The organism is Hymenobacter sp. R533113 (assembly GCF_056835965.1).
On record NZ_JAKWBD010000016.1, the window covers coordinates 234,949 to 248,140 of the forward strand.

The 13,192-nt window shown below is 54.4% G+C and carries 10 protein-coding genes and 1 other RNA gene; 8 read left to right on the forward strand and 3 right to left on the reverse strand.

The window, feature by feature from the left end:
* Positions 1 to 2: 2 nt before the first annotated feature.
* Complete coding sequence (locus MKZ35_RS22880; RefSeq protein WP_482515523.1) at positions 3 to 1,073, forward strand: SusE domain-containing protein; 1,071 nt, start codon at positions 3 to 5, stop codon at positions 1,071 to 1,073.
* A 279-nt stretch (positions 1,074 to 1,352) separates the two neighbouring features.
* Complete coding sequence (locus tag MKZ35_RS22885; protein WP_482515524.1) at positions 1,353 to 2,207, forward strand: N-acetylglucosamine kinase; 855 nt, start codon at positions 1,353 to 1,355, stop codon at positions 2,205 to 2,207.
* 121 nt (positions 2,208 to 2,328) lie between these two features.
* Here MKZ35_RS22885 and MKZ35_RS22890 read toward each other — a convergent pair whose 3' ends face one another.
* Positions 2,329 to 5,193 carry a DUF4961 domain-containing protein gene (locus tag MKZ35_RS22890; RefSeq protein ID WP_482515525.1) on the reverse strand — a complete coding sequence of 955 codons (2,865 nt, stop codon included), beginning with the start codon at positions 5,191 to 5,193 and terminating at the stop codon, positions 2,329 to 2,331.
* Positions 5,194 to 5,322: 129 nt separating this feature from the next.
* Here MKZ35_RS22890 and MKZ35_RS22895 point away from each other — a divergent pair, with 129 nt between their 5' ends.
* The 3 genes from MKZ35_RS22895 (at position 5,323) to MKZ35_RS22905 (ending at position 7,636) form a co-directional block, all read left to right on the forward strand.
* Positions 5,323 to 5,736, forward strand: a complete 414-nt coding sequence (locus tag MKZ35_RS22895; RefSeq protein ID WP_482515526.1) for a hypothetical protein — start codon at positions 5,323 to 5,325, stop codon at positions 5,734 to 5,736.
* Positions 5,673 to 6,347, forward strand: coding sequence for a DUF2279 domain-containing protein (locus MKZ35_RS22900; protein ID WP_482515527.1), 675 nt, complete (start codon positions 5,673 to 5,675; stop codon positions 6,345 to 6,347). The genes MKZ35_RS22895 and MKZ35_RS22900 overlap by 64 nt, the downstream gene beginning before the upstream one ends.
* 188 nt (positions 6,348 to 6,535) lie before the next feature.
* Entirely contained in the window at positions 6,536 to 7,636 is a 1,101-nt protein-coding gene (locus MKZ35_RS22905; RefSeq protein WP_482515528.1) for a Smr/MutS family protein, read from the forward strand.
* A gap of 107 nt (positions 7,637 to 7,743) precedes the next feature.
* Here the strand turns inward: MKZ35_RS22905 and MKZ35_RS22910 are convergent, their stop codons facing one another.
* A complete protein-coding gene (locus MKZ35_RS22910; protein ID WP_482515529.1) occupies positions 7,744 to 8,943 on the reverse strand; it encodes a S8 family serine peptidase in 1,200 nt (399 codons plus the stop codon).
* A 503-nt stretch (positions 8,944 to 9,446) separates the two neighbouring features.
* On the opposite strand from MKZ35_RS22910, the gene rnpB reads away from it, so the two are divergent.
* An RNA gene (gene rnpB / locus MKZ35_RS22915) (RNase P RNA component class A) lies at positions 9,447 to 9,924 on the forward strand.
* A gap of 225 nt (positions 9,925 to 10,149) precedes the next feature.
* The gene (locus MKZ35_RS22920) at positions 10,150 to 11,307 is read left to right on the forward strand and encodes a sigma-54-dependent transcriptional regulator (RefSeq protein WP_482515530.1); all 1,158 of its coding nucleotides are present in this window, start codon (positions 10,150 to 10,152) and stop codon (positions 11,305 to 11,307) included.
* Between the two features lie 129 nt (positions 11,308 to 11,436).
* Here MKZ35_RS22920 and MKZ35_RS22925 read toward each other — a convergent pair whose 3' ends face one another.
* Positions 11,437 to 12,438, reverse strand: coding sequence for an acyl transferase (locus MKZ35_RS22925; protein WP_482515531.1), 1,002 nt, complete (start codon positions 12,436 to 12,438; stop codon positions 11,437 to 11,439).
* Between the two features lie 115 nt (positions 12,439 to 12,553).
* Between MKZ35_RS22925 and MKZ35_RS22930 the strand changes: the two genes are divergently transcribed.
* Positions 12,554 to 13,111 carry a hypothetical protein gene (locus MKZ35_RS22930; RefSeq protein ID WP_482515532.1) on the forward strand — a complete coding sequence of 186 codons (558 nt, stop codon included), beginning with the start codon at positions 12,554 to 12,556 and terminating at the stop codon, positions 13,109 to 13,111.
* Positions 13,112 to 13,192 lie beyond the last annotated feature (81 nt).

Below are 13,192 nucleotides of genomic sequence, written 5' to 3' on the forward strand. Positions count from 1 at the left end.
TTATGCTGCTCTCTTCCTGCGAAAAGGATGAAGAGCAGGTAGTAGCAAAGCCCGGCCGAGAGACGATGCTCTCTACCGTTACTACCAACGTACCCCTAACACTAGATGACGCGGGTAAGACCTATGTGGTCTACTCCTGGACACCTGTTTCGTTTGGCTATCAGGGCGAAGTAGTTTCCTATACCTTGGAAATTGATAAAAAAGGCAACGAGTTTAAGTCTGCTAAACCTTACGAAACCGGCGGAGCTTTAACTAAAACGTTCACTGTGAAGGAGATTAACGATCTGATGATCGAGAAGGGCGCGGTGTTTAATGAGACGACCAAAACGTATGCGCCTATCGAGTTAGAGGTTCGGGCAAAAGCTTTTCTGGGCAAAAGCCCAACGGCTGATGCCTTAGCTAAATACTCGCCCGTAACGACGCTAGCTGGTACGCCTTACAATGCAAACGCTGCTATTGTTTATCCTTCACTTTGGGTTCCAGGCGCTTACCAGGGCTGGGCCCCGGATAAGGCACCTGTTATCGCTTCCGGCGACAGGGCCAATACAAAAACCTTTGAAGGCTACATTAATTTCGCCGAAGCTGGCAAGCTTGAGTTTAAGCTAACGGATGCTCCAGCTTGGGATAAAGGCATTTTTGGCAAGGGAACAAGCACCACTGCTGCGAATGGTGTCATTACGGGTACACTGGTTTCACCCGGTGACAACATCACGGTGCCAAGCCCAGGCTATTATCAAATTAAAGCCAGCCTGACCGCCAACACCTATACGCTTACCAAGACTACTTGGGCTGTTATTGGTTCGGGCACCGTAAAAGGTTGGGACAATGAAACCCCTTTGACCTTCGATGCTGCAAAAGGCGTTTGGACTATTACTACAGCTCTCTCCGATGGTGGTGAAATCAAGTTCCGCGCTAACAATGCCTGGGACCTGAACTACGGTGACAAAGGTGCTGATGGCTTACTCGAAGTTAATGCTGATAACATCAAGGTACCTAGTGCTGGCAACTACACCATCACGCTGGATTTGAGCAAAGGAGCCGGTAACTTCGGCTATACTTTGAAGAAGAACTAAGCGAAGCTTGATTTATTTTATCATTCTTAAAAGGCTACTGCGTTGCAGTGGCCTTTTTTGTTTTCCTGTTTGCCTGTTATACCAATTGACCGGATAATTCGCTGGGGGCTTTTTCTGCAAAAAAGCCCCCAGCGAATTATCCGTCAGAACACGCTATCTAAGCGTAAAGCTTTTATCTACCAAATTCTTTTCCGTGCTTCGCTTTGGCTGCTACAAGCATAGCGAGAGCAGCCAGCCCATTGCCCGATCTTCCCATCCGTTCTTCAGACTACTTCTCCTATGATCATTATTGCCGACGGCGGCTCCACCAAAACCAACTGGTGCCTCATTGACGACGCGGGTGCACGCATCAACTTCAATACAGAGGGCTACAACCCCGACTTTATTGATACTGCGGGCATTCAAGCCTCCCTACAGAAAAACTTGCCCGACACGCTGGAGCTGGAGAAAGTAGAGGAAGTGCATTACTACGGCGCGGGTATTTCGTCGGCCAAAAAAGCGGAGATAGTAGCGGCAGCTATGCGGGCGGTATTTACCAAAGCGAAAGTGGTAGTAGACCACGATTTGCTGGCTGCTGCACGGGCGCTGCTGGGCACCAAGCCCGGTTTTGCGGCCATTCTGGGTACGGGCACCAATTCCTGCATCTACGATGGTAAAGAAGTAGCCATGAATGTCGACTCGCTGGGGTATTTCCTGGGTGATGAAGGCAGTGGCTCTTATATAGGAAAGCGCCTCCTCCGCGACTATCTGCGCGGTTTTCTGCCCGACGGCTTGCAGGAGAACTTCCGCGAAACGTACGGACTTACCCGCGACGAAATTTTGGATCGGCTCTATAATCAGCCCTTGCCCAACCGCTTTCTGGCCAGCTTCGCCAAGTACGCCTACGACCACAACAACGTAAGCTACTGCCGCGAAATAGTGCTGGACGGGTTCAAGGCTTTCTTTGATAACTTGGTAACAAAGTATCCCAACTATCAGGATTACACCTTCAACTGCATTGGCTCGGTGGGCTATAACTTCCGCGATGCGCTGATTCAGGTAGCCAAAAGCCATGATATGGAAGTGGGCAAAATCATCCGCTCCCCTATCGATGACTTGGTAGACTATCACACCATCCTCACCAAAAAAGGGTAACACTATAACTATAAGCAAACAGCAGGCTGATGTGTTGCCTTTGCTTTCCCGACTCACTACCCAACAAAAAAGAGCGACCCTGCCAGCAGGGTCGCTCTTTTTTGTTCACAGGGGGGCCTTTTTAATGTTGAACTACCAAGCGAGTGGTTTGGATTTGTTCGCCGGTACTCACACGCACCAGGTACACGCCATTGGCTAAGCCGGCCAGCGACACGGGCAGCTCGTGGGACCCAACCGCTTGGCGCGGCGTGGCTGGGAGCGTGCGCACATTGGCACCGAGCAGGTTGGTAATAGTCACCGTAACCGGGGCGGCCGTCTTCAGTTCGTAGCGCAGGGTAGCGGTAGCCGCTGCCGGATTGGGGGCAGCGGTCAGGTTCAGCACTACTTCCTGCTTACGCTTAGCCGATAGCACCACGCCCGCCGGCCGGTTGATTTTTCTGGATGTGTATACGCGGTACTCGCCAGGGCCTAGCGTGATAGGCATATTTACATCGGCGGCGCTCACGTTGAGCGTGGCGTCGGACAGGTAGCTGTACCAAGTGCCAGCGCTCTGGAAGTTAGGTGCTACGGCCGCCGGCGTAATACCGAAGTTGCCAATGACTGTTACGCTCAGATCGGCATCAGACAGGTTTATCCGTTTGGAGAAACCACTCAGGCTTTGCGTGTAGGTAGCGGGGTTCTCAAATACGGGCTGAGTTATTTTCAGCTCAATCAGGCTACGATACACGTTGTAAAGGTTGCGGCGGGCGGGATTTTGCTGGTACTCCCACCGAATGGGCTTATTGCCGGTACGGCCGTTTTCATTGATGCTCACGTCGTAGCCCAGCTCGCCAAACTGCCAGATCATCTTGGGGCCGGGCACCGTGAAGAAGAAAGCAGCGGCTTGCCCCATGCGGGACAGGGCCGTGTTCACGTCGCGTACGTTGTAGCCGGGCGTTGCACCAGTCTGAACTCCATCGGCTAAAGCCCGCACCATCAGGCGCTCCTCATCATGGCTTTCCATGTAGGTAATGAGGTGCGGTTGCAGCCAGCCCCGATTAACGTAGTAGCCACCACTGAAGTCGGAGCTGTTGCTTTGGCCGCGCACGGCATTGATGTAGCTGCCGTTCTGGTTGCCCCACAGCATCATGCCGTAGTCGGCCAGAATCTTCTCCTCGTCGTTGTCGCTGAGGTGCTCCAGAATGCAGTAGAAGGTTGGGTCAAGGCCCCGCAGCTGGTCGTAGATGTTTTTCCAGATAGCAATGCGCGAATCGTCGCGGCGGCCCCAGGCACCTACATCATTGGGCGTATTGCGTTGGGTGAAGCCCTTCGATAAGTCGTAGCGGTAACCGTCGATATGGTACTCCTGTATCCAAAACTCATTCACACGCTCCACAAAGTACTTCGTGAAAGGGCTTTCGTGGTTGAAGTCGTAGCCCACGTTGAAGGGATGGGTTGCGGCCCGGTTGAACCACGGACTTTCGGCCGTGGGCGCACCATCAGCAAAATACATCTGCACCATCGGCGACTGGCCGAACGAGTGGTTGAGCACCATGTCGATGACGACCGCCATGCCGCGCCTGTGGCACTCGTCCACGAAGCGCTTCAAGTCATCTTTGGTGCCGTAGTATTTGTCGGGGGTGAAGTAGAAGGAGGGGTTGTAGCCCCAGCTTTCATTGCCCTCAAACTCATTGATGGGCATCAGCTCAATGGTATTTACGCCCAGGCGTTGCAGGTAAGTAAGCGTATCCGTCAACGTTTTGTAGTCGTGGCGGGCAATGAAGTCGCGCACCAGCAGCTCATACACTACCAAATCTGTACGCTTGGGCTTCTGGAAATTGGTAACCTGCCACTGGTATTCTGCCTGCCCCGATTGGAAAGTAGAAACGATACCGGTGGTTTTGCCGGTCGGGTACTGCAACAGGGCCGCAGGATATGTTACTGCCGGAATCGTTTGGTCGTTGTTAGGATCAAGTACCTTTTGGGTGTAAGGATCGGACACGCGCAGGGCACCATCTACCAGGTACTGATACGTGTATTCGCGGCCGGGCGTGAGGTTATCAAGCTGAATCCACCAGCGGCCATTGCTGCTGTTATCGGGCGCGTTGTCGGTGGCACTGACGGGCGTGCGCTTCATGGCCGACGCCGCGGTAGACTGCCAGTCGTTGAAGTCGCCGATGGCGTAAACAAATTGCTTGTTCGGAGCCGTCAGGCTCAATATTACGGAGCTGCCGCCATTCAAATACGTTACACCATCTTTCTTGGCTCCTACCGGCAGCGGCGCCACGGCAATTGCTTCGCGGCTTTGCACGGCCAGCAGGGTTTCCGCTGTGCCAGTAGCATCCGTAGCGGTGAGGCGGATAGTATTGGCTCCTGGCGCGGTCAGCGTTACCGTTCTGGTGATGGTAGTCGCGTTGGGTTCGGAGGCACCCAGCTGCACGCCATTCAGGAACAAAGCCAGCGTGGCCGGCACAATGGAGCTGCCCGTAACAGTGGTTGGCGTATTGAGCACGAAGAAATTACTGCCCGGCCCGGTGGGAGCCGTAAAGCGCAGATTGAAGCGGTTCTGCGCGACGTTAACATAAATGTCGCCGCTGGGCCCGCGGCCTACCCGACTACCGTCGGCGTTCTTGAAAATCATACCCAGCCGGTAAATAGTAGTCCCGGCCGGAATGGGGTAGAACGTGTTGGGCGTGAAGGTAATCGTGTAGATATTGGGGTTGGTGGCCGAGCGCGTCATTTTAGCCGCAGGATCGGCTTGGTTGAAAGTCGGGCTTTTGACATTGGTCCAGGTGGTGCCGGTGGGACTGTCAATCACGACGCCCGTCCAGATGTAGACGTCGCCCGTAAAATTGGCCAGCTCACCGTTGCCCTCTGTAGCATTAAAGGTGATAGTCACGGGCTCAGAGGCCAGAAAGACAGCCGGTTGGGTTGTAACCTGAGCATACGCTGCGGGCAGCCCCGTCAGTAGCGCGAGCAGGCTACATAAAAGTCGAAGTGTTTTCATTGAAAGTGGGTTGATGGTGGGAAAGCCAGAAAGCCTAACAGCGCACAGCGCCGTTTCACTAAGCATTGATAAGCAAGAAGAATAAAGGTACAAAATGAACAGTTTAGCTTTACCCGTAGCCGACGACATTTGTTTGTAGCTTTGACCGTTACGGCCTTCGCGGTCATCAGCTTCCGCATGACGCTTTCCTTTCGTTTTTATATAAAAGTCCGGTGGCGCTTCGTGCCCCTGTTCGTCACAAGCTGTTTATTGCCAGCCATTTCCCAGGCGCAAAGCAACGTCGATACGGCTTTAGTCACCTCTGGTCCTGTTGTACTGCGCCGCCCTACTCCACCCGCCGACACAGCCCGGTTGAACCACCGGCTGCCCATTTTGGCCGGTGGGCTGGCCCTAAGCTACACGGGCCTCGTGTATGGGTTGAGCAAAGGCTGGTACACTGGCGAGCGGACTTCCCTTCATTGGTTCGATGACAGCCACGAGTGGAAACAGCTGGACAAGGCGGGGCACTTCTGGGGGCTTTTCATGAGAGCCGCGGCGCCGTAGACATGCTGCGCTGGGCCGGCGTCCCCGACCGGAAGGCGCTCTGGTACGGTGGCTTTGTGGGCTTCCTGCTTCAGAGCCCCCTGGAGCTGCTCGATGGGCGCGACCCAGCCTATGGCGCTTCGGCCTATGATCTGGGGGCCAATTTTCTGGGTTCAGCCGGACTTATTGCCCAGCAGCTGGCCTGGAATGAAGTTCGCATCATGCCTAAATACTCCTTCCGCACTACCCGCTACGCCGCGCTGCGGCCTAACGTGCTGGGCAAGAGCCTGGCCGAGCAGCACCTGAAGGACTATAACGGCCACACCTACTGGCTTTGCGCCGACGTAGCGGCGTGGCTGCCGCAGGAAAGCAGATGGCCCAAGTGGCTGCAACCTGCCGTGGGCTACGGCGCTCAGCAAATGGTGTATAACGACCCCGCCGCCAACGCGGCCCTGGGCCTGAATGACTACCGGCAGTACTACCTGAGCCTTGATATAAACCTGCTGCGCATCCCTACGCGCAGCAAACTCCTGAAGCGCGTGTTCTACGTGGCCAGCATTTTCCACTTGCCCGCCCCCGCTTTAGAGTACAACTCACGGCGCGGTTTCGTGTTGCACGGGCTGTATTATTAAACACGGCTTAAAAGCTGACTGTCAAGCAATAAGTGTTTAGTGAAATCTTATGGACTTTGATGGCTGAATTAGTTGTTAGAAACTGTATGTCTTTTCCTGGCTAATACCTACTGGCACGGCGGCAGTCTTTCTGCCTACCTTGCGCGGGCCAGCCTTTTATTCCATCTCAACACCAAAACACCCCAAATATGAACGTAGGAGACCGAGTACGCCTGCTTACGGGCCGCGAGGAAGGCATCATTACCCGCCTGCTCGCCAACGACTTGGTAGAAGTCGCCATCGATAATGACTTTACGATTCCGGTGCTGCGCCGCGAAGTAGTGGTAGTGGCCGCCGAGGAGCAGAAAGCTTTTGGACAAAGCGCCGCTTCTGTGGCTGCCGAGCGCCAAGCCGCCGCCAGCGCCCCCCGGCCCAGTTTTGCCCCCCAGAAACCTGACGCGCCTGCCAGCAATACTTTGGGGGGCAAAAAGGCAGATAAAGGTCCGAAATCGGAGCTGCCCAAGGCGCAGAAAGGACTGTATCTGGCGCTCAGTCACCAGTCGCCGGAGCTGCTGGCCGTGCAGCTCATCAACAACACCGATACCGATTTGCTATTCACGTATGGGGAGGAGCGCGACGAGCACTATCGGGGCCTGCTCTCGGATAAGCTTGGGCCCAAAGCCGTAAGCAAGCCTTTGGCTCATCTGCATCTGAAGGATTTTGAGCAGTGGCCCGCCGCCGTGGTGCAGCTTTTGCCCCACCGCCTGAACGGCGACACGGCGTTTGAGCTGCTCACCAAGCGTCTCTCTTTTCGAGCCAACAGCTTCTATACCAGTCGCCAGCCGGCGCCTGTTTTGCAGAAAGAAGCCTACCTCTTTCAGCTCGATGAAAAGCCGGCCGCGCCCGTAGCCCCCGCGAAACTAGCTGAAACGCTACAGGCACAGCTTACCGGCAATGCGCCCGCGAAGCCCGCGGCCGTGGCTCCTATCCCGGAGCCGGCCAAAACCATTCTGCCGCCCCCGCACGAAGTTGATCTGCATCTCGAACAGCTCAACCCCGACGCCGTAGCCCTCGACCCGCCGCTCACCAATACCGCCATCCTGCGCCTGCAGCTCGATGCCTTTGAGGATGCGCTGAGCCGCGCCCTGGCCACCAATATGCACGAAATCGTGTTTATTCACGGTACCGGCAACGGCACTTTACGGAAAGAAATTCACAAGAGCCTGAGCCGTAACCGCGACATCAAATTCTTTGAAGATGCACAGAAAGAGAAGTTTGGCTATGGCGCCACGCTGGTGCGCCTGAAGTAATTCTCTGCTTAAGCGATTCAATCAATTAAGTATCAAACATCCGTTCTGAGCTTCACAAAAAAAGGCTGCCTGTACAGGCAGCCTTTTTTTAATATAAGCACTTACTTCTACAAGTGAGCAATTGGATCCGGATTGTTATCGGGGTCGCTTTTCACGGCGCCGCTGGTTGTAAAGGTCTTACCCTTCACGAGAAGTACGCCAGCCATGTGCGGCGTGGCCATCGAGGTGCCGCTGATGGTGTTGTAGCCCCCACTCAGCCAAGTAGACTTAATACCGACGCCGGGCATACAGTAATCCACTGGCGGGTTGCCGAAGTTGGAGAACGAAGCCCACGAGTCGGAGATGTCCATGGCCGAGACCGTGAAGATATTGGCTCCATTCACCCGCGCAGGTGAGTGATTGTTAGCGTTGTCGGTTTCGTTGCCAGCCGCCAAGGCGAAGAGTACTCCACCCTGTGAGGCGTTCAACACCGCATTATCAAGGGCAGTAGACACACCGCCGCCCAGGCTCATGTTAGCTACATCGCCGGCTTTACCGGTTGCACCTACGTAGTCAACGCCGGCAATTACGCCCGAGTTGGAGCCGCTACCGCGTGAGTCCAGTACACGCACGGCCACGACAGTTGCACCCGCCGCTACGCCTACCACGCCGATGGAGTTATCCTTGGCGGCAATGGTGCCGGCTACGTGGGTGCCGTGGCCGTTGCCATCATCAGCCGAGGCGTAGCCTCTACCGCTGGTGCTGCTCAGGAAGGACTTGCTGCGGGCCACATCTACTGTCAAATCGGGGTGGTCCAGGTCGATGCCCGTGTCGATAACCCAGGCCGTACGACCAATGCCAACGCCACTGGTAGTACCGACGCGGGCGATACCGTAGGGCGTGGTTTGGGCGGGCTGGGTAGTCGAGCCGCCACCACTAGGCTTGCCGAGCGAGATAATCCGGTCCTGCTCCACGTAAGCCACGCCGCCATCTTTCCGCAGTTCAGCGGCTTCCTCGGCGGTCAACTCAGCTACGAAACCTTTCAGAGCATGACCATAAGCCTGGCCTACTTTCTCCGCTTTCATACCGCGCGCCTTCAGCAGCTTCTGTCCGGCGTCTTTTACTTTTTTCACTTTCGCGTCGTACGAACCTTCGCTGCCGGTATCTACCGAGCCATCTTTCAGTACCACAATATACTGACCGTCAATCAGGTCGTCGGCGGCTTTGGCGTCGGCACTGATCTGGGCTACCGACGGATCGGCGGCATCAATTGCATTGTCGGAACAAGCGGTAAAAACGGCCGAAGCAGCTACGAGCGAAGCGCTCATTACCCAAAAAGAAAGACGCGGATGTAATTGGTTTATCTGCATGCTTTTGGAAAAATATGATGGGTGAAAAAAACAGTAGTTCGCCGGTTACTATTGAAGTCCTAAAACGGAGGGTTCGGCAGCGCTCGGTGGGGTGTTTGTTTGGGTAATGTAGCAATTCAAAAACCGTATGCAACTTAACCTTACATACTTGGGGGCAAATTGGACCTAGCTTACCCCAAATTGGGTCCTGAAATCGAGCTCCAATCATACTTTAAAGCTGAATTAGGAAAAAATGCAATGTTTGTGACATATAAAGAAATCTATGTACTATATAAGGTAAAACGGACGGTATATAGGATACAGCCATTGTCCATTTTTAACAGCTAATAATAACTGGCTTCTCCCAGCATCCAGACGGAGCAATGAACGGCGCTGGCAGGAGCGGCGGTAGCTGCCTCTACTTCTTTTTTGTCAACCCAGCCGTTCAGGCTACATCCTTGGAAACAGTTACCTTTGCCTTCGTGATGAGTCGCTCCACCGCGGCGCCTTCGGGCGGCGAGGAAAGTCCGGGCAACGCAGAGCACCCTGCTTCCTAACGGGAAGGATGGGCCGTAAGGCTCAGACAGCCAGTGCCACAGAGAATTACCGCCAGACGGTGAAATGGTGAGTGGTGAAATGGTGAGTTTGATGTTCAGATCGCGCAAGCGGAACGATAAACTCACAAGTTCACCATTTCACCACTCACCGCCGGGTAAGGGTGAAAAGGTGCGGTAAGAGCGCACCAGCGGCCGGGCGACCGGGTCGGCTGGGTAAACCTCAGGGGTTGAAAGACCAAATAAGCGGGCACGCGGCCGGGCAACCGGCGGCACCGGGCGGCTCGTCCGGCGTCCGTGGGTAGGTTGATGGAGCCTTTCGGCAACGACTGGCCTAGATAAATGGTGGAGACGCCGAGCCTGCGGGCCTGGCGGACAAAACCCGGCTTACAGACTCATCACCATGGCATCATCGGTCGTCGTAGCTTCGGTTGCGACGACCGATTTTGTTTTTAAGCCAGCTGGGAGGCAAATTCTGCCGGCAGGCTCCTGAAAATTAAATAATTACAATTTTTCATGTGTATTGTGTTCTTTCCTCATTGAATCCTTCAATAACTTTACTCACTAAACGGGTAATGCTTTTCGTTACCTTCGCTACTCCCTTAGTATTAATCTATTCTGTTCTCAGCTTATGCCCAAAATCCTCATTATCGACGATGAGAAGTCGATTCGTAATACGCTAAAGGAAATTCTGGAGTACGAAAGCTACGCCGTCGATCAGGCGGAGGATGGCCCGTCTGGCCTGGATATGCTCATCAAGAACAAGTACGACGTCGTGCTCTGCGACATCAAAATGCCCAAAATGGATGGGCTGGAAGTACTCAGCCGCGCCCAGGAGTTGGCTCCCGATGCCGCTTTTATTATGATTTCGGCCCACGGCAGCATCGACACCGCCGTAGATGCCACCAAAAAAGGAGCCTACGATTTCTTACAAAAGCCACCAGACCTGAACCGCCTCCTGGTGACCGTGCGCAACGCCCTCGACCGCACGAAGCTGGTAACCGAAACTAAGACGCTCAAAAAGAAAATCGCCAAAAGCTCCGAGATGGTCGGCAACTCGCCGGCTCTGGAGCAGGTGCGCAAGGCCATTGCGAAAGTGGCCCCTACCGATGCCCGCGTGCTCATCACCGGCCCCAATGGTGCTGGTAAGGAAATGGTAGCCCGGCAGCTGCACGAGCAAAGCAACCGCGCCAACGGACCAATGATCGAGGTGAACTGCGCCGCTATTCCCTCGGAGCTGATTGAAAGTGAGCTATTTGGTCACGAAAAAGGCTCGTTTACATCGGCTGTGAAGCAGCGCATTGGCAAGTTTGAGCAAGCCCACGGCGGTACGCTCTTTCTGGACGAAATTGGTGATATGAGCCTTTCAGCTCAAGCCAAAGTGTTGCGGGCTTTGCAGGAAAACAAAATCACCCGCGTAGGCGGCGAAAAGGAAATAACGGTGGACGTGCGCGTATTGGCCGCTACCAACAAAAACCTCCAACAGGAAATTGCGGAGCGCAACTTCCGCGAAGACTTGTATCACCGCCTCTCGGTTATTCTTATTCAGGTGCCGCCCCTCAATGACCGCCGCGAAGACATTGGTGACCTGGTGCAGAAGTTCCTCGACGACATTGCCCGCGACTATGGCAACAAGCCCAAAATCGTCGCTCCTGAAGCCCTTGCCTACTTAAAAAGCCTCGACTGGCGCGGCAATATCCGCGAGCTGCGCAACGTAGTAGAGCGCCTCGTAATTATGAGCGACGACGTGATTACGGAAGCTGATGCTAAAATGTACTCCGGCAAGTAGCTGCCTCAACCCCTAGCCCCTTCTCCCGAAGAGAAGGGGGACTAACTCTAGTTCTCTAGAAAATATGAGCCATAAACTAATCCCCCTTCTCTTCGGGAGAAGGGGCTAGGGGTTGAGGCCAATCGTTGCCTACACCATCTGATTGCAGCCGCGCACATCCGAATTATCCAGCCGCCCCAACACCTCAAACGAGCCATCAGAATATTGACGCGCTAAGTCTTTGGTTTCGATAAAGGCGCAGGAGTCAATATTTGCCAGATCAATAACGTTGATAGCACCTGCGGGACGCTTGGAGTCGGCGGAGAAAGGATCAGATGGTTCGCGTAGCAGAATACGGAGGCCTGGGGGGCAAAAAAAGCGTCCGTTGCCCGTGCTGTAAGCTTGCGACAGTAGCTCCGTCATGCCATACTCGGAGTGAATACCTTCGGACCCAAAGGCGGTTTGTAGCTCGGCGTGCAGCTCCTCTCGAATCATCTCGCGGCGCCGACCTTTCATACCGCCGGTTTCCAATACCGTGAGTCCCAATAGCTCCGGCGCACCCGTGTAGGCAGCTACCAGATCGAGTAAAGCATACGACACACCCAAAAGCAATACTTGGCGGCTGGCGTCGCGCTTGGCGGTGGCCAAAGCCTGCAACAAAGCCGCATGGTCGTGCAGGAAAAACGCGGGCTGAGTTTGACCCGACGCTTTAGCAAAGTATTCAACCATAGCCACCAGCGACGACTGACCTTGCTCCAGGTACGACGGCAACAACGCTAAGAAAATCCAGCTGGTCAGCGGACCATAGGTTTGCTCAAAAATGCGGGCGGCATTCTGCCTGTACAGTGCAGGGTCGCGCAGGAGGTGGCGGCTCCGCTGCTGCTGGGTGGTGCCACTGCTCAGGAAGGTTTCTTGCGGCGCCCAATCGGCGGGGGCGGTGCGTACTTCGTGCGTTTTGAAGAACTCGATGGGCAGAAAAGGAATATCGGTCAGCGTTTTAACTGCGCTTGGGTTGCGTCCCAGTGCGGCGAGGTAGTCGCGGTATGGGGGGCAATTTTGGGCCTGATGCTGGAATAGGCGCAGAGCTTTTTCCTCAAAACTGGCAGCCGATATGGTAGGCAAAGCACGCAGGTGCTCATCACGGAAACTCATTGCAAAACAGTGGGGTTAAAAGCTAGGTATAACAAACGCAGCACGTCTTCGTTGAGAAGTTGTATCTTCCGTTCTGGCTGAAAAGGCCGCGTTCGACCTGTCTTTTTTCTTCTATATGAACCTACTTCGTACTCTTCGGATGGGCGCCCTACTCCTGCTCACGGGCCTGACAGTATCCTCGTGCCTGGAGCCGCCGGATTATCCCGAAACGCCTACCATTGATTTCGAGCGCATTACCACACAGCGTATCTCTGATGCGAGCGGCACTTTCGATAGAGTAATTATTACCGTCAGCTTTCGGGATGGCGACGGCGACTTGGGTCTTAATGAGGCAGACAAAACTGCTGAATCTCCCTGGGCTCGGATTAAAAATGGAGTGCCCAACCCATTCTACAACAATTATTATCTCACGCCTTTCATCCGCAACGCTCAAAACGAGTTTGTAGAATTGGAGCTTCCCGATCCCAGCTTCAACTATAACAGTACCTATCCGCCACTGACTACGGACGCCCGCGAAGCGCCACTGCGCGGCGATTTAAACTTCACCTACGATTTCTACGTGGGTTCGCCCTTCGCCCCCGGTCAAACGGTGCGGTTTAATGTATCTATCTTAGACCGCGCCCTGAATCAAAGCAACACCATCACTACTGATCCCATTACCATTCCGCGTTAAGCAGATTTTGATCGTTGCAAAGAGATAAGAAACCCCGACCGGACATGTACCAGTCGGGGTTTTTCATGGTAGCCCAATTGT

Coding starts and splice junctions, on each gene's coding strand:
- MKZ35_RS22880 (WP_482515523.1), top strand. CDS start 3: ATGCTGCTCTCTTCCTGCGAAAAGGATGAAGAGCAGGTAGTAGCAAAG.
- MKZ35_RS22885 (WP_482515524.1), top strand. CDS start 1,353: ATGATCATTATTGCCGACGGCGGCTCCACCAAAACCAACTGGTGCCTC.
- MKZ35_RS22890 (WP_482515525.1), bottom strand. CDS start 5,193: ATGAAAACACTTCGACTTTTATGTAGCCTGCTCGCGCTACTGACGGGG.
- MKZ35_RS22905 (WP_482515528.1), top strand. CDS start 6,536: ATGAACGTAGGAGACCGAGTACGCCTGCTTACGGGCCGCGAGGAAGGC.
- MKZ35_RS22910 (WP_482515529.1), bottom strand. CDS start 8,943: ATGAGCGCTTCGCTCGTAGCTGCTTCGGCCGTTTTTACCGCTTGTTCC.
- MKZ35_RS22920 (WP_482515530.1), top strand. CDS start 10,150: ATGCCCAAAATCCTCATTATCGACGATGAGAAGTCGATTCGTAATACG.
- MKZ35_RS22925 (WP_482515531.1), bottom strand. CDS start 12,438: ATGAGTTTCCGTGATGAGCACCTGCGTGCTTTGCCTACCATATCGGCT.
- MKZ35_RS22930 (WP_482515532.1), top strand. CDS start 12,554: ATGAACCTACTTCGTACTCTTCGGATGGGCGCCCTACTCCTGCTCACG.